15 protein-coding genes are annotated in these 15,983 nt (G+C 69.3%); 6 read left to right on the top strand and 9 right to left on the bottom strand.

Annotated elements, in window-relative coordinates; translation table 11 throughout:
• Window positions 1-39: 39 nt before the first annotated feature.
• The gene (locus tag D7W82_RS05535) at window positions 40-1,485 is read left to right on the top strand and encodes a hypothetical protein (RefSeq protein ID WP_158617594.1); all 1,446 of its coding nucleotides are present in this window, start codon (window positions 40-42) and stop codon (window positions 1,483-1,485) included.
• A 292-nt stretch (window positions 1,486-1,777) separates the two neighbouring features.
• Here the strand turns inward: D7W82_RS05535 and fumC are convergent, their stop codons facing one another.
• Both fumC and D7W82_RS05525 read right to left on the bottom strand, forming a co-directional pair.
• On the bottom strand, window positions 1,778-3,175 hold the full coding sequence (gene fumC, locus D7W82_RS05530; RefSeq protein WP_120617357.1) for a class II fumarate hydratase: 1,398 nt from the start codon (window positions 3,173-3,175) through the stop codon (window positions 1,778-1,780).
• A 109-nt stretch (window positions 3,176-3,284) separates the two neighbouring features.
• Entirely contained in the window at window positions 3,285-3,827 is a 543-nt protein-coding gene (locus D7W82_RS05525) for a Uma2 family endonuclease (RefSeq protein ID WP_304988720.1), read from the bottom strand.
• Between the two features lie 255 nt (window positions 3,828-4,082).
• On the opposite strand from D7W82_RS05525, the gene D7W82_RS05520 reads away from it, so the two are divergent.
• Window positions 4,083-4,634, top strand: a complete 552-nt coding sequence (locus D7W82_RS05520) for a PDC sensor domain-containing protein (protein WP_171422989.1) — start codon at window positions 4,083-4,085, stop codon at window positions 4,632-4,634.
• 37 nt (window positions 4,635-4,671) lie between these two features.
• Window positions 4,672-6,579, top strand: coding sequence for a methyl-accepting chemotaxis protein (locus D7W82_RS05515; protein ID WP_120617326.1), 1,908 nt, complete (start codon window positions 4,672-4,674; stop codon window positions 6,577-6,579).
• 32 nt (window positions 6,580-6,611) lie between these two features.
• Here D7W82_RS05515 and D7W82_RS05510 read toward each other — a convergent pair whose 3' ends face one another.
• Window positions 6,612-6,971 (bottom strand): PspC domain-containing protein, encoded by a 360-nt coding sequence (locus D7W82_RS05510; RefSeq protein WP_014399816.1) that lies wholly within the window; start codon window positions 6,969-6,971, stop codon window positions 6,612-6,614.
• 274 nt (window positions 6,972-7,245) lie between these two features.
• Between D7W82_RS05510 and aceB the strand changes: the two genes are divergently transcribed.
• From aceB to D7W82_RS05495, 3 genes are all read left to right on the top strand, one after another.
• On the top strand, window positions 7,246-8,868 hold the full coding sequence (gene aceB / locus D7W82_RS05505; RefSeq protein WP_120617325.1) for a malate synthase A: 1,623 nt from the start codon (window positions 7,246-7,248) through the stop codon (window positions 8,866-8,868).
• Between the two features lie 64 nt (window positions 8,869-8,932).
• Window positions 8,933-10,219, top strand: a complete 1,287-nt coding sequence (gene aceA, locus D7W82_RS05500; RefSeq protein ID WP_120617324.1) for an isocitrate lyase — start codon at window positions 8,933-8,935, stop codon at window positions 10,217-10,219.
• A 199-nt stretch (window positions 10,220-10,418) separates the two neighbouring features.
• Window positions 10,419-10,814: a hypothetical protein gene (locus D7W82_RS05495; RefSeq protein ID WP_128799439.1), complete on the top strand. Its 396-nt coding sequence runs from the start codon at window positions 10,419-10,421 to the stop codon at window positions 10,812-10,814.
• 59 nt (window positions 10,815-10,873) lie between these two features.
• Here D7W82_RS05495 and D7W82_RS05490 read toward each other — a convergent pair whose 3' ends face one another.
• The 6 genes from D7W82_RS05490 to D7W82_RS05465 all read right to left on the bottom strand — a co-directional run bounded on the left by D7W82_RS05490 (window position 10,874) and on the right by D7W82_RS05465 (window position 15,625).
• Window positions 10,874-11,119, bottom strand: coding sequence for a hypothetical protein (locus D7W82_RS05490; RefSeq protein ID WP_120591206.1), 246 nt, complete (start codon window positions 11,117-11,119; stop codon window positions 10,874-10,876).
• Window positions 11,120-11,200: 81 nt separating this feature from the next.
• The gene (locus tag D7W82_RS05485; RefSeq protein ID WP_120617322.1) at window positions 11,201-11,536 is read right to left on the bottom strand and encodes a hypothetical protein; all 336 of its coding nucleotides are present in this window, start codon (window positions 11,534-11,536) and stop codon (window positions 11,201-11,203) included.
• Window positions 11,537-11,558: 22 nt separating this feature from the next.
• Entirely contained in the window at window positions 11,559-12,845 is a 1,287-nt protein-coding gene (locus D7W82_RS05480; protein WP_120617321.1) for a TIGR04013 family B12-binding domain/radical SAM domain-containing protein, read from the bottom strand.
• Between the two features lie 28 nt (window positions 12,846-12,873).
• Window positions 12,874-13,743, bottom strand: a complete 870-nt coding sequence (locus D7W82_RS05475; RefSeq protein ID WP_233587315.1) for a type VI immunity family protein — start codon at window positions 13,741-13,743, stop codon at window positions 12,874-12,876.
• Between the two features lie 53 nt (window positions 13,744-13,796).
• Window positions 13,797-14,606, bottom strand: coding sequence for a hypothetical protein (locus D7W82_RS05470; protein ID WP_120617320.1), 810 nt, complete (start codon window positions 14,604-14,606; stop codon window positions 13,797-13,799).
• A gap of 89 nt (window positions 14,607-14,695) precedes the next feature.
• Entirely contained in the window at window positions 14,696-15,625 is a 930-nt protein-coding gene (locus D7W82_RS05465; protein ID WP_233587314.1) for a polysaccharide lyase, read from the bottom strand.
• Between the last annotated feature and the right edge of the window lie 358 nt (window positions 15,626-15,983).

The following is a 15,983-nucleotide window of genomic DNA, read 5'->3' as shown; positions in this document are numbered from 1 at the left end:
TGCGCCGAAAACAGTTCCCGAGGGGGATGCATGCGGAGGATGAGCTGGCTGTGGGCATTGCTGGGAGGCGCGCTGACGTGGGGCGCGGGCTGTGGCGAGAAGGAGCAGCCGCCTCCCGAGGAACCTCCCATCCAACGGGCGGGACCCGCGTTCCTCGTGAAGGACGCCGCTGGAGGCAAGCCGTCGCTGTTCGACTTCGAGCCCTACAACGGCAAGACGTTGGCCATCGACGTGGCGGGGACGCTCTACTTCCAGCGCGCGCCCGTCGCCTTTTCGAACAACCAGCTGTGGCGCAGCGACGGGACCCGGGAGGGGACCCGCATGGTGCAGGGCCCCTGGTGGAACCATCCCTCCATGGCGCCCGAGCGGCTCACCTCGCTCAACGGCCAGCTGCTCTACGCGGCCCGCGTCAGCTCCGCGGACGACGCACCGTACCGGCTCTGGCGCCATGACCCCGCCACCGAGACCGCGGAGGACCTGACGCCCTACCAGGACCTCCCGAAGGGCGCGCATGGCGACGCGGCCGTGGAGCTGGTGGAAGCGCGGGGCCGGGCCTTCTTCGGCGTGCAGGAAGGGGCCGAAGGGGCGCTCTGGGTGACGGATGGAACCCGGAACGGGACGCGGCGGCTGCGGTCGGGGCTGGGGTTGGAGCCGCCCGTGCCGCTGGCCAGCCTGGGGGCACGGGTCTTCTTCTCCGTACGGGACACGGAGACGCACCGCGCGCTCTGGGTGAGCGACGGCACGACGGACGGCACGGTGAAGGTCAGCGACCTGGTGCCTCCCGGAGGAAGCGTGGGCGTCATCCGGTCGGGCGCCGTCGTGGGAGACCAGTGGCTCTTCTGGATGACCGCCCACTCCCAGGCCAGCGGCGAGCTGCAGCTCTGGAAGAGCAACGGCACCCCCCAGGGCACCGAGCCCGTGAGCCCGGAGGTCTTCTTCAACACCGCCTACACCTCCAATCAAACGGGGGTCGTGCTGGGGGACAGCCTCGTGTTCCCCCGGTTCCGCTACCCCGAACAGGTCTGGGAGCTGTGGAAGAGCGACGGGCGGACCGTGGAGCTGGCGGCATCACTGGGCACACTCGAACAGGGCCCCATCGGGCTCACCGTCCTGAATGACCACGTGCTGTTCTGGGCGGGGAAGAGCCGGCCCGAATACACCCTCTGGCGCACGAATGGGACGCAGGCCGGCACCCAGCCCCTGTTGACGACGCGCCTGGTGGACCAGTCCCCCCTGCTTCCCCTTCCCCCGCTGGTCCTGAGCAGACCCGGAGGCCCCGTCCTCTTCTCCGCCTGGGACGCGGAGACGGGCCTGGAGCTGTGGCGCACCGACGGTACGGTCCAGAGCACGGTGCGCTACGCGGACATCGAGCCGGGGCCCGAATCCTCCTCTCCAGGATGGATGGTGGTGTCCGGAGGCCACGTCTTCTTCACCGCGCGGACGCAGGCCACCGGCCGCGAGCTGTGGGCCCTGCCCATCCCCTGAAGCGCGCGGCGGACCGTGCGCCGCCCCACGCTTGACCGCGAGTCGAACGGCGTCCCCTCGTTGGGGACGGGCATCGCCCCAATACATCCCTCGCCGGCACGCACCCACCGTTGGGGCGAGCTGCATGTCAGCGGGGGATGTCATGGGGTTGAAGCCGTCACCGGGAGCATGGGCCACCTACCTTCTCGCCCTGGGCGCGAGCCTCGGATGCGGGTCACCGTCCGAGCCCGGGCCGCCTCCAGAGTCCTCCGGGAGCCCCGGGTGCGACCCCTGCGCTGACGGAAGGGGCGACCTACAGGTTCCCGGTCATCTTCTCCGGGCGCACCCACTGGTCGAACTGTTCGGCGGTGACGAGCCCCAGCTCCACCGCCACCTCCTTCAGCGTCTTGCCCTGCTTGTGGGCCGTCTTGGCGATCTTCGCCGCGTTGTCGTAGCCGATGTGCGGATTGAGCGCGGTGACGAGCATCAGGCTGCGCTGGAGGTTCTCCTGGAGGCGCGGGAGGTTGGGCTCGATGCCCACCGCGCAGTTCAGGCGGAAGCTGCGCATGCCGTCCGCGAGCAGGCGGCAGCTCTGCAGGAAGTTCTGGATGATGAGCGGCTTGAAGACGTTGAGCTCGAAGTTGCCGGACGCGCCGCCCAGGGAGATGGCCACGTCGTTGCCCATCACCTGGGCGGACAGCATGGTGAGCGCCTCGCTCTGCGTGGGGTTCACCTTGCCCGGCATGATGGAGCTGCCCGGCTCGTTCTCCGGGATGTTGATTTCACCAATGCCCGAGCGCGGCCCCGAAGACAGCCAGCGGATGTCATTGGCCACCTTGAACAGCACCGCCGCCAGGCCCTTGAGCGCGCCGTGCCCCTGCACCAGCGCGTCGTTGGCGGCCAGCGCCTCGAACTTGTTGGGCGCGGTGACGAAGGCGTGGCCGGTGAGCTTCGCGATCTCCGCCGCCACGCGCTCGGCGTAGCCCGGGGGCGCGTTGAGGCCGGTGCCCACGGCGGTGCCGCCCAGCGCCAGCTCCAGCATGTGTGGCAGCGCCGCCTCGATGTGGCCCTTCGCGCGGTCCAGCTGCGCCACGTAGCCGCTGAACTCCTGGCCCAGGGTGAGCGGGGTCGCGTCCTGCAGGTGCGTGCGGCCAATCTTCACGATGGACTGGAAGGCCTGGGACTTCTGGGCGAGCACGTCGCGCAGGGCTCCCAGCTCCGGCAGCACCTGCTTCACCACGGCCTCCACGGCGGCCACGTTCATCGCGGTGGGGAACACGTCGTTGGAGCTCTGGCCCTTGTTGACGTCGTCGTTGGCGTGGACCTTGCGCCCTTCTCCACGCTCGCCGCCCAGGAGCTCCGAGGCGCGGTTGGCCAGCACCTCGTTGCAGTTCATGTTCGTCTGCGTGCCGCTGCCCGTCTGCCACACCAGCAGGGGGAACTCCTCGTCGTGCTGGCCGGCGAGCACTTCATCCGCGGCCTTCACGATGGCCTGGGCCTTCTCCTTGGGAAGGGAGCCGTTCTCCTGGTTCACGAGCGCGGCGGCCTTCTTCACCAGCACCAGCGCGTGCACGAGCGCCGTCGGCATGCGCTCGGAAGAGATGGCGAAGTTCTGGCGGCTGCGCTGGGTCTGCGCGCCCCAGAGCCGGTCGGCGGGGACTTCGATGGGGCCAAAGGTGTCCTTCTCGATGCGAACATTCTTCGTGCTCACGGTGCGGCCTCCGCGCAAAAGGAACGACGTCCCGCGCGATTAACACCGCCGCGCCGCCGCGGCAGGACAGATTGGCGGAGAGGTGCTGGATCCCCAACGCTCCGCGCCCTCACCGGCTCCAGAGCCTGCTCAGGTTCAGAGGCACCGCATCGAAGGGAACAGCATTCACGGTTCCACTTCCCAGGTGCACCCCGTGCAGGCGCCACTGGCCTTCCTGGAGACGGTGGATCTCCAACCCCTCCGCCAGCGGGTCGATGAACCACAGCCACTCCACGCCCGCGCGCGCATAGACGCGCATCTTCGGGCCCCGGTCCCAGCGGTAGGTGGACGGGGACAACACCTCGCAGATCCAATCCGGAGCCAGGGAGAAGACAGGTGTGTTTGGAATGCGCGGCATGCGGTCACGGCGCCATCCCGCGAGGTCCGGCACCAGCGCATCCCCTGTTCCCGCGAAGCGCAGCTCCGGTTCATCCAGGATGACCCAGCCACCGGGCCCATTGCTGCCCTCGTCGAATGGCCCATCCAGCCACCCGCCGAGCTTCGACGCCGCCCGCGCGTGGGGCGACGCAGGCCTGGGACTGACGACCAGCTCTCCCTCGATGATCTCCCCCACCTTCGTCGGCGGCACGTCCTCCAGGACGGCATACGACACCGACTTCCCCTTCCCACTCCCGTTTCCATCGCCCATGCGCGCAAGGATGCCCCCTACCTCTGACATCCTCAAGCCAAGGGCCGACCCTCCCGGCGCACGGAGGCAGGAAGACAGGCCCGTGCAATGCCGTCTGCCCTGAACCCGATGAAAACAAGCTTAGCTTGAATTATTCAAATCACGCCTGCCTGGGTGACGCCGCCAGCAGGTCCGTGACACACTTTCTCAATCGTTCTCACGGCTCCTGGGGGCGCCTGGATGTCCATGCAATGGCTGGGTTTGGCGCTGGCGGCCTGGGGGCAGCTGCCACCGGACGGCGTCGCGCAGCTCCAGAAGGTGGACAGCGTGATGCCCCACCTGCGGCGCCTGGCCGAGGACCCCGAAGTGGTGCGCGCCCTGCGCGCCCAGAACGCGCGCCGCACGCCGCTCGCCACCATCCAGGGGCTGGACGCGGAATGGGTGGCGACCCCGTCGCTCACGCCCCACAAGCAGCGCGTGCTGGACGGCCCCTGCACGGGCGCGCTCCGCCGCCTGCGGGAGCACCTGGGCCCGGCGATGGCGGAGGCCTTCGCCATGGATGATCAGGGCGCGCTCGTCTGCGCCAGCCGGCGCACGTCCGACTACTGGCAGGGCGACGAGGACAAGTGGCGCCTCACCTACGCCCAGGGCCGCGGCGGCCCCGCGCTGAAGGAGGCCCCCTTCTTCGACGAGTCCTCCCAGGCCTACGTCATCCAGGTGTCCCTCCCCGTCCGCGACGGCGCCCGGGTCATCGGCGCGCTCACCGTGGGCCTGTCCCTGCTCGACCTGTGACACCGACCGTTCCCGTTCCCCACCTGGGTTCTCCTGCATGCGACTGCTGTCCGGACTGAAGTTGCGGGGCCGCCTCACGCTGTGGATCTGCCTGCTGCTCGTCGCGGCCCTGGTCCCCGCCATCGGAGCGGGCGTCCACACCATCCGGCGCAACCTGGAGCAGCAGGTGCACGGCGTCCTCCAGGTGGAGGCGGACGGCCTGCAGGACCTCATCGAAGCCTCGCTGCACGAGCGCGAAGCGAACGCCCGCGCGTGGACCGAGGACGCCATCGTGCGCGGCGCGCTCCTCTTCGACACCTACGCCAAGAGCGACGCGGTGCTCGCCTCGCTGAACGGCCGGCACACCAGCTTCGCCGGACTGGTCCTGTTCACCCCCGACGGACGCGCCGTCTCCGTGAGCCGGCCGGAGCTGCGCCAGGCCTTCGCCGGCCGCGAACGGGAGGTGCGCGCCGCGCCCTGGTTCCAGACCGCGCTGGAGGACCGGCTGGACGCTGGCGTCCTCACGGGCGCCCTCACGAAGAAGGATCCGTTCCTCGACCGCGCCGTGATGCCCCTGGCCCTGCCCGTGCTCAGCCCCATCTCCGGCGCACGGGTGGGCGTGCTCCTGGCCGCGTATGACTGGAGCCAGCTGGAGAAGGTGGTCGCGGGCGCGCTCAAGCGGGCCCAGGACCGGGGCCAGAAGAGCTTCACCCTGGCCATCCTCGCTCCGGACGGCGCCAGCCTCTTCAGCGCCCGCGCCGAGGGCACGCCGAGCCTTTCGAACCCCGTGCGGGCCGAGGCCCACAACGACGCCGCCCACCGCTTCGCCGCGGGCGAGGGCTGGCGCTTCGTGGCGGCGATGGAAGCGGACGAGGCCTTCCTGCCCCTGCGGCGCTTCCTGCAACTCAGCCTGCTCGCGGGGGCCGCGCTCCTGGGGGTGGCCGTCCTGGCCGCCTGGGCCCTGGCGCGCGGGGTGACGCGGCCCATCGCCACGCTGAGCGCGCTGGTGTCCCGCGTGGTGCGCGAGGGCGACCTCACCCAGAAGGTGGAGGCCCACGACCACCAGGACGAAGTGGGCGAGCTGGCCTCCGCCTTCTCCCGGATGATGGACCACCTGCGCGAGTCCACCACGAGCCTCCAACAGGCCACCCGCGTGCTGGGGCAGACGGTGGGCGAGCTCACCGAGGCCACCGAGCAGCAGGAGCGAAACCTCATCCGGCAGGGCACCGCCATCCAGGAGACGCAGGTCACCGCGAGGGAAATCCAACAGACCTCTCAGCTGGCCGCGGAGCGCTCGCAGGCGGTGCTCGCGCTGGTGGAGCGGGCGCGTGAAGCGGGCGGCTCCGGACAGACGGCGCTCGGCGCCAGCCTGGACGGCTTCGAACAGCTGCGCGACCACGGCGAGCGACTGGCGGAGGGCATCTCCTCCCTCAACGAGCGCACGCAGCAGATTGGCGGCATCACCCAGACGGTGAAGGACCTGGCGGACCAGTCCAACATGCTCGCGCTCAACGCGGCCATCGAAGCGGCGCGCTCCGGTGAGCACGGCAAGGGCTTTGGCGTGGTGGCGCGCGAAATCCGGGCCCTGGCGGACCAGTCCATCCAGGCCACCGACCGGGTGCGCGACATCCTGGACGCCATCCGCGGCGGCATCCGCGACACCGTGGCGCTGTCAGAGGAGGGCCAGCGCCGCTCCGAGGCGGGCCTGGCCCAGGTGCGCGAGAGCGGTCAGAGCCTGCGCGCGCTGACGGACATCATCCAGGACAACGCGTCCGCGGCCCAGCAGATCGCCGCCGCCGTCATCCAGCAGAACGCCGGCATCGCGCAGATCTTCTCCGCCGTCACGGACCTGTCCCGGATGATGGACGACACCCTCCAGGCCATGCACGGCACCCAGCGCATGACGCACGCCCTGCGCGGCGTGGCCGAGCGCATGGAGTCCGTGGCCGGCGTCTGGCGCGTCTAGCAGCGCGACGCGCCAGGGGGACGGCTGCCCCGTCAGACGCGCTTCTCCCAGCGGGGCGTGTCGTCGTCCACGGGCGTGTTCGCGACCTTGGACACCCAGTCCAGCGTCCCCTGCAGCGGCGCCCGGCCGTAGGCCTTCGCCGGGATGAACGCCCAGAGCAGCAGGTAGAGCGCCGCGCTCATCCCCGCGGACGCGAACAGCATCAGCACGAACGCCACCCGCACCAGCGAAACGTCCACGCCCAGCTCGCGCGCCAGCGCCGAGCAGACGCCCAGCAGCGCCCGCCCCTCGCCCCGGTGCATCGGCACCGTCCGCGCACGGCAGTGCGGGCAGCGCTGCGCCTCCCCGGACAGCTCCTTCGAACAGGCCCTGCAGCGTGTCGTGACGTCCATGAGGTGACCTCCCAGTCAGGCCCCCGCTTGGCACGATGGGGTCCCATCCCTACCTACGGACCCCACCGCCCGCGATTGCGCCCGCCCCCCCAATGTCGTGATTCCGGGGGGTTCTGTCCGGCTGCGTCAGTGGATTTACAGATTTAATCCCGGCGATGTTGACAGCCTTACAGGCAAGCAGCTTCTAATTCACCAAGGCTTCCCTTCCCTAGACGGGAGGGACATCTTTCAGCCCGTTGAGCCGCTTTTACAACGCATCTCGTCAGGAGCCGACATGGACGCGCGCACCTCCCAGAATCCCCCGGCCTTCGGCCCCGGCGTGACCGTGGAGGGCCCCTGGCATCCGGATTACGCGGAGGTGCTGACGCAGGAGGCCATGGCCTTCGTGGCGAAGCTGGTCCGCACCTTCGGTGAACGGCGGGAAGCACTGCTGGAGCGGCGCAAGAAGGTGGCGCAGGGCTGGCGCAAGGGTGAGCGCCCCCACTTCCTCCCGGAGACGGCGGACATCCGGAAGGGCGACTGGACCGTGTCTCCGGTGCCCGCGGACCTGCAGGACCGGCGCGTCGAAATCACCGGTCCGGTGGACCGCAAGATGATCATCAACGCGCTCAACTCCGGCGCCAGCGTCTTCATGGCGGACTTCGAGGACGCCAACAGCCCCACCTGGGACAACGTGGTGCGCGGCCAGCTGAACCTGCGCGACGCCGTTCGCAAGACCATCTCCTTCACGGCGGAGAACGGGAAGCACTACGCGCTGAATGAGAAGCACGCCGTGCTCTTCGTGCGCCCGCGCGGCTGGCACCTGCCGGAGCGCCACGTGCGCATCGACGGCAAGCCCATCTCCGGCTCGCTCTTCGACTTCGGCCTGTTCTTCTTCCACAACGCGCGCGAGCAGCTCAAGCGCGGCACGGGCCCCTACTTCTACCTGCCCAAGATGCAGAGCCACCTGGAGGCCCGGCTGTGGAACGACGTGTTCCACCTGGCCCAGAGCGAGCTGGGCATCCCGGGCGGCACCATCAAGGCCACGGTCCTCATCGAGACGCTGCCCGCCGCGTTCGAGATGGATGAGATCCTCTACGAGCTGCGCGAGCACTCGGCCGGCCTCAACTGCGGCCGCTGGGACTACATCTTCAGCTTCATCAAGACGCTCCAGTCCGACGCGTCCGTGGTGCTGCCCGACCGCGGTCAGGTCACCATGGACAAGGGCTTCCTCAACGCCTACTCGCAGCTGCTCATCCAGACCTGTCACCGCCGGGGCGCGCACGCCATGGGCGGCATGGCCGCCTTCATCCCCATCAAGGGGGACGCCGCCGCCAACGACGCGGTGATGGCCAAGGTCCGCGCGGACAAGCTGCGTGAGGCGAAGAACGGCCACGACGGCACCTGGGTGGCGCACCCCGGACTGGTCCCCGTGGCGAAAGCAATCTTCGACGCGCAGATGCAGGGCCCGAACCAGGTGGCCAACAAGCGCGAGGACGTGCGCATCACCGAAGCGGACCTGCTCAAGCTGCCCTCCGGCACGCGCACGGAGGAGGGCCTGCGCCACAACATCCGCGTGGGCATCCAGTACACCGCCGCGTGGCTGGGCGGCCTGGGCTGCGTGCCGCTCTACAACCTGATGGAGGACGCGGCCACGGCCGAAATCTCCCGCGCCCAGGTGTGGCAGTGGATCCACCACGAGGCCACGCTGGAGGACGGCCGCAAGGTGACGCCGGAGCTGTTCCGCACGCTGCTCGCGGAGGAGATGGCGCGGATGGGCCGCGAGGGCGCCGTCGAGCGCTACGGCCAGGCGCACATGGAGAAGTCCCGCGCCCTCTTCGAGCAGCTGTCCACCGCGCCCGCCTTCGAGGACTTCCTCACGCTGCCGGCCTACGAGGCCCTCGACCCTCAGTCCTGACGCTTTCCAACCCGCTTCAACGAAGTCTTTTCCACCCTTCACTGCAAGCCCGAGGAGTCCTGGCATGTACGACGCGACGCCGACCACTTCCGATGCCTCCCCTCACGCGAAGCTCCATGCGCAGCGCTTCGAGGGAATCAAGCGCAACTACTCCGAAAAGGACGTGGAGAAGCTGCGCGGCTCCATCCGCGTGAGCCACACGCTGGCGGAGCTGGGCGCCCGCCGCCTCTGGGAGCTGCTCCACACGGAGGACTACATCAACGCGCTGGGCGCCCTCACCGGCAACCAGGCCGTGCAGATGGTGCGCGCGGGCCTCAAGGCCATCTACCTGTCCGGCTGGCAGGTCGCCGCGGACGCGAACAACGCCGGCCAGATGTACCCGGACCAGAGCCTCTACCCGGCGGACTCCGTCCCCTCCGTGGTGAAGAAGATCAACAACGCCCTGCGCCGCGCCGACCAGATCGAGCACGCCGAAGGGCGCAACGACCGCTACTGGTTCGCGCCCATCATCGCGGACGCGGAGGCCGGCTTCGGCGGTCCGCTCAACGCCTATGAGCTGATGAAGGGCATGATCGAAGCGGGCGCCGCGGGCGTGCACTTCGAGGACCAGCTGGCCAGCGAGAAGAAGTGCGGCCACATGGGCGGCAAGGTGCTGGTGCCCACCAGCCACTTCGTGCGCACGCTGACCGCGGCGCGCCTGGCGGCGGACGTGATGGGCGTGCCCACGCTGCTCGTGGCCCGCACGGACGCGGACAGCGCCAAGCTGCTCATGAGCGACGCGGACGAGTACGACCACGCCTTCATCGACAAGGCGGCGGGCCGCACGGGCGAGGGCTTCTACCGCATCAAGGGCGGCCTGGAGTGCGCCATCGCGCGCGGCCTGGCCTACGCGCCGTACGCGGACCTGGTGTGGTGCGAGACCAGCACCCCGGACCTGGCGCAGGCCAAGGCCTTCGCCGAGGGCATCCGCAAGCAGTTCCCCAACAAGATGCTCGCGTACAACTGCTCGCCGTCCTTCAACTGGAAGAAGAACCTGGACGACAGCACCATCGCGAAGTTCCAGCGTGAGCTGGGCGCCATGGGCTACAAGTTCCAGTTCGTCACCCTGGCGGGCTTCCACGCGCTGAACTTCTCCATGTACGAGCTGGCCCGTCAGTACAAGGACCGCGGCATGGCGGCCTACAGCGAGATGCAGCAGTCGGAGTTCGGCGCGGAGAAGCACGGCTACACCGCCACGCGCCACCAGCGCGAGGTGGGCACCGGCTACTTCGACCAGGTCGCCGAGGTCATCTCCGGCGGCAACGCCAGCACCCTGGCCCTGCACGAGTCCACCGAGGCCCACCAGTTCTAGGCCCGGCGGATCATCCCGAAGCCTGAAGGCCGTGGCGTTCCAGGGAGAATTCCCTGGGATTCCGCGGCCTTCGCCGTTCGCGAGGCGAAAGAGGCAACTTCCCCGGGGCTGGGGCGATAATGGAGAGAACGAACTTGAAGCCCCACAGGCACGCCTCCGGGTGTGCCGCGCAGACCGGGGCCTTTTGACGGGAGCCGCCATGAACCGCATCACGTCTCTCTCCGGTCCTCGGGTGCAGCCGGCCACGACGAACACCCCCTCCTCCGTGTCGGGCAGCCGCTTCGGCTCGCTGATGTCGGGCGCCGCCGCGCAGCCGAAGGTGGGCGCGCAGGTGACGGGCGGGTCGGTGGTGGCTTCGGCGCTGGCGCAGATGGGGGCCACGCCGCACGGCTCGCTGATGGGCACGTACACTGCGGGCGCCACCCCCACGCAGGCGAACCAGACCCAGCAGCAGGCCGCGGCCTCGCAGACGGGCGCGGAGCCCAAGAGCGAGGAGCTGCAGGCCATCGAGGACCTGGCCACCATGTCCGCGGTGACCATGTCCCAGTCCATCCTGCACATGGGCGGCATGAAGCTGTCCCTGGACCGCGAGTAGTCCCCGCGCCCCAGGGCGTCCTTCACAGCATCGACTTCACCAAAGCCCTGGGGGAGACCTCAGGGCTTTTTCTTGTCGCTGTCGTCGCTGTACTGGTCGCGGACGCCGTCGTGCCGGTGCCGCGTGTCCTTCCAGGGCTGATCCACGTCGGTGCGCTGCCCGCCGTTCTGCCCGGTGATGTCGTTGAGCTCCTCGGCGCGCCCCTCCGCGGGCACCCGGTCGCCGTGCTCTTCCGGGTCCTTCTGCTTGCTGGGGTCCAGCGGGATGCCGGCGCTCTTCTTGAGGTATTCGTCCTTGGGGTCCATGCCGTCATTCCTCCCTTGAGTCCTCAAGGTGGTGACGGGGTGCCATACCGGGAGCGGCCGGGCGGCCAGGCCGCCCCTTCCTCAGTTGAGGTACTGCTGCTTCTTGGGGGCCGCCGGCGGCTGGGCCTTCATCATCTCCAGCCCCTGGCGGGTGAGGACGAAGCGGACGACGCCGGAGCCGCGCTCGGTCTCGATTTCGGCCTCGAAGGCGGGCCCGGCGATGCCGCCCAGGGACACGTCCTTGCGCAGGTTGTTCACGCGGCCGGAGAGCAGATCGCCGGCCACCTCGCGCGAGCCCTCGCCGCGCGTGTACAGCTCGAAGGCGGCCTCGTGCAGCGTCATGGCCAGCGCAGGGGTGAGGGGCTGGGAGCTGAAGAGCACGGAGATGAGGAGCCAGTAGGGCGTCTGTTCAGCCATCACTGGAGTGTAACGGGTGCGGCTAGCGGGCGCGCGGCTGTCTGCGAGCGGCGATGGCCTCCGCGAGCACGCCCTGCGCCCTCCAGTGGCCATACAGGCGGCCCTGGGACGCGAGGAAGTCCAGCCGCTGTTGGGTGCGCTCATCCAGGCGGCCGGGGGCCGCGTCGCGGTAGGGCGTGCCGGGCAGCGGCATGAAGGTGTGGCCGTGCACGCGGGCGCCCAGGTCGGACAGCCGCTGCATGAGGTCCAGCGTGGCGTCCACGTCCGCGGGCTCCTCGCCGGGCAGGCCCAGGATGAAGTCCACGTTGGGCACGAAGCCGCCCTCCACCGCGAGCCGCGCGGCGCGCACCACCGTCTCCACGTCGTGGCCGCGCCGGGTGGCCTGGAGGATGCGCTCGGAGCCGGACTGGCCGCCGATGATGAGGTTGTCGTTGGCCACGTAGCGCTTGAGCAGCGCCAGGGACTCCGGCGTGACGTGCTCCGGGCGCACCTCCGAGGGGAAGGTGCCGTAGTAGATGCGCCCGTCCGGGGCCATGGCCTCCGTCACGGCGGCGAGCAGCTCCTCCACGGCGGCCAGGTTCACGGTCTCGTCGGGGGTGCCGTAGGACAGGGACGTGGGGGTGATGAAGCGCAGGTCGCGCCGTCCCGCGCGGCGCAGCTCGCGGGCCCAGTGGGCGATGTTGGCCACGGTGCGGTGCCGGAAGCGCGCCTTGGACATGAAGGGCGTCTGGCAGAAGCGGCAGGCGTAGATGCAGCCGCGGGTGATCTCGATGGCGCCGAACTTCACGTGCTTCGCGGCGAACGGAGGGAAGTCGTCCAGGCGCACGCCCTCGCCGTGGCCGTGCTGCACGAGCTTGCCGTCCTTGAGGTGCGCGGTGCCGTGCGTGGCGCGCGGGTCCTCGCCCTCGAGGACGCGGGCCAGGAGGGCGCGCAGGGTGTGTTCGCCCTCGCCCACGGCGACGAGGTCGAAGCCGGCCTGGAGCGTCTGGAGTGTTTCGGCGGTGGCGTGCACGCCGCCCGCGATGCAGAGGACGTCGCGGCCCTCCAGCCGTTCGCGCACCCAGCTCAGCTCCTCCACGGAGGGGCCGAAGCTGGCGGAGTAGAAGGACCACGCGGCGACGACGGTGTCGCCCGCGTCCGCGCGCTCGCGCACGGTGGTCAGCAGGTCCTCGCGGTTGCGAGGGAAGTGCAGTGACACGTCCGCGAGCGCGGGGTCCGCCTCCACGGCGCCGGCGAGCACGGTGAAGGCGTACTTGCCGGGGTACTGGTAGCTCAGGACGAGCGAGACCTTGCGAGGCGGCTGCGACATGACAGCCGCGGATGATGCCACAGCGCGGTCAGAGGAAGCGGCGCTCCCACTGGCGGACCTCGGCTTCGGTGAAGAAGCCCCATTCTCCCTTGTGCGCGTAGAGCCACGGCTCCAGCACGCGGGCCAGCTCGCGGTACGCGGGCAGTGTGTCCCCGGCCTCCAGGTCCCCGGCTTCGGGGGCAGGGCCCAGGGACACCACGGCGCGGTCCGGGGACAGGGACTCGACCTGGGTTGAAGGTGAGTGCAACCGGGAGCGCAGTGCTTCCGCTCCGCCCAGTTCGTTGAGCACGGGCGGGCCCAGGAAGTTGAGCCACGCGGGGGGACGGAGCTTCGTGCCCAGGTACAGGGCGAGTCTGTTCAGCCGGTGCACCAGATCGAAGCCCGGGTGACGCCGGGTCACTTCACGCAGGCGCGGCGTGATCGCTTGGGTCCAGGCATGGGCTTCGAGCGACAGTCCCGCGTGCCCCGAGTTCCATGGCAGTTCGCGCCCAAGCTCGATGGCCAACGCGCGGATCCACTCCGGCCCGCGCTCGTCCAGAAATTCGGTGGGCAGCCGGAACTCCAGGCAACAGGTGTTCTCAGGGTACGTGTCGTGAAAGTTGGGCGCCGTGGTGCCACGGCCTTCGTACTTGAAGCAGATGCCGGTCGCGGAGTGATACAGCTCGTGCACCTCTGCGATGCCGGAGGCAGGCCTGAGCATCCGGGCCCGAAGAACCGCCTCTCCCTCCGCATCAAATCGTGGCCTATCCCCTGTGTAGACATCCAGGTACGCGTCGAACACGCGTGGCTCGATGGCCTTTCGATAACGCTCGAAGGCACGCCAGACCGCCGAAGCGATCTCCTCGTGAGGAGCCCGCACGTAGTAGGCAATGCTGAGTCCCTCTCGAAGCAGGACCACGTTATTGCCCTCGATATCGAGGGTCTCGCGAACTCTCGGGACTCGCGTGGCCATCATCTGACTCCGTAGTTGGGAGACACTGTCTTCAGCATCAGGTCATTCCCCAGAAGCTGCCGGTACACGTCATCCTGCCACTGTTCCGCGAAAGGGCTCCCTTCCGGGTATTGCGACCAGACTGCGGGCTTGTCCACCGGGCACGGGAACTTGAAGTCGTAGACGGCCTGGATATTCAGCGGGTTTCCCAAGGCGTGCAGCACCACATCCGGCGCGATGGTCCCCGTCAGCAGGAAGAACTGTCCCGCGGCCAGCCAGCGCGCCACCTCCTCCGGATCCAACCACCGCGTCCGGCCCGTCTTCGCATCACGAAGGTAGCGCGGCTCCAGGCTGAACCGCCCCGCATCCGTGGCGCCCAGTGCCTCCTGCACGCACGCCAGCGCCGCCTCGTGCTTCGCGTTCCCCAATTGCACGGCCCGCGTCATCTCCCGGCCGTTCGCGTCCACCACCTTCTCCTCGCAGAGCTGGCGATTCGTCCGCCCTCCGGGCCCCAACAGCCGTTCGTTGACGTCGAAGTTCGCCTTCTTCGCGCACTCCACCAGCACGTGCTCCACGCGGGCCACCTCCGCCGCGTCCCACAGGCGCATCACCGCCGCGGCCTGCCCTGCCCGGGCCGCCGCGCGGGTCAGCCACGGCAGGATGGCGTCCTGTCCCACCTGCGACGCACACGCCGGATTGCGCAGGCACCCCGCCGTCGCGGAGTCCATCGTCAGCTGGGAGTAGCTCCGGGGCCTGCGCACCTCCGGGCCCGCGCACGCGGTCCACAGCAGGAGGCAGCACAGCCACCACATCCAACGGGGAGGAGTCATTCCGCGCCTCCTCGCATGGAAGCGCGGACTCCTTCAACCCACCCCCCGCCCCGGACGCACCGGAGCGGGAGGGTCCATCACCTACGGATTCAGCTCCGGCGACGGCGCGCCCGCATCAGGCCCAGCAGGCCCAGCAGCGAGAACGCTGCCAGCGACCCACCGCTCGCGGAGCAGCCGCCCTGGAAGTTCGCGTCGCCCTCGCCCTCGTCCAGCGGCGCCGGCTTCACGCCCGTGTTCGTGCCCGCGTCCAAGGTCGTGCCCGCATCCACCATGGGGGCCGGGTCCTGCGGCGAGCCCGCATCCACCACCGGATCCGGATCCACCGGGCTGCCCGCGTCCACCACCGGGTCCGGCTCCTGCGGCGAGCCCGCGTCCACGGTCGTGCCCGCGTCCACCGGCGTGCCCGCGTCCACCACGGGGTCGGGGTCGGGCTGCACCACCGGGAACACGTCCTCGCGCTTCGTCGCCTGGATCATGCCGTCGTGGTAGACGACGCCCACCGGCTTGATGGTGTCCGCCCGGTACAGGCCCAGCTTCAGGTAGTTGTTCTGGCCAGAGAACATCGTCTTGGCGTACGTCTTCTTCAGCACCTGGGCGCCGTTGTGCCACAGCTCCACGTAGCCCACGGACGCGTCCGGGGACCACTTCACGTGGAAGATGAACTCCTGCCACGCGCCGCGCTTGAGCGCCGTGCTCCACACCGTGCCGCTGTCGTTCAGCGTCAGGCGGATGAGCTCGCCCTTCACGAAGAACTCCACCGGCGGTGACCCACAGCACCCGTCGTGGTGCCACTGCGTGAAGAGCTGCCACGCATCCACGCTGGGGAAGTCGTTCGCGAACATCACCTTCCAGCGGTACCAGTACTCCGAGCCCACCCTCTCGTTGCTCAGGTAGACGAGCTCGTTGCGGTTGCCGCTGGAGTTGATGGGATCATCGCCCTGCCTCACCGTGGCCTTGAGGGCGTACTTGCCTTCCGATACCGGGCTCGTCACCACCTGGAGCCGGTCCGAGCTCACCATCTGTTCCTTGCTGTATTGGGAGCGGTTTCCCGTCTCAAAATCGCCCCGCCAGACGATTTCCGCCGCAGCGAGGCTCGGGAGCAGACAAACCACGAGCCAGAGGTGCAGTGCTTTCAATGCTGAATCCTTGGGGAGGGGGAAGTGCCGAAGCTTTGACGGCAAAGCTTTGACAAACATTACCCCAAACCATTCCCTCACTTCATTCCCCCGCCAAACCATTCCCAGACGCCTGACAACACAGCATGCAACCAGGCAGGCCCCTACCTGGATTGAGACATGTTTCACGACGAGGCCGGGCCGCCCGCACCCACCGAGCGGACGGCGGAGCGGTGTCCTGAACGCAACGCGTCATTGACAG

The organism is Corallococcus sp. CA049B (genome assembly GCF_003611685.1).
In the GTDB taxonomy this organism is placed as follows: Bacteria; Myxococcota; Myxococcia; order Myxococcales; family Myxococcaceae; genus Corallococcus; species Corallococcus coralloides.
Note: the sequence above shows the minus strand (reverse complement) of the source record. Positions and strands in the feature narration are given on the sequence as shown.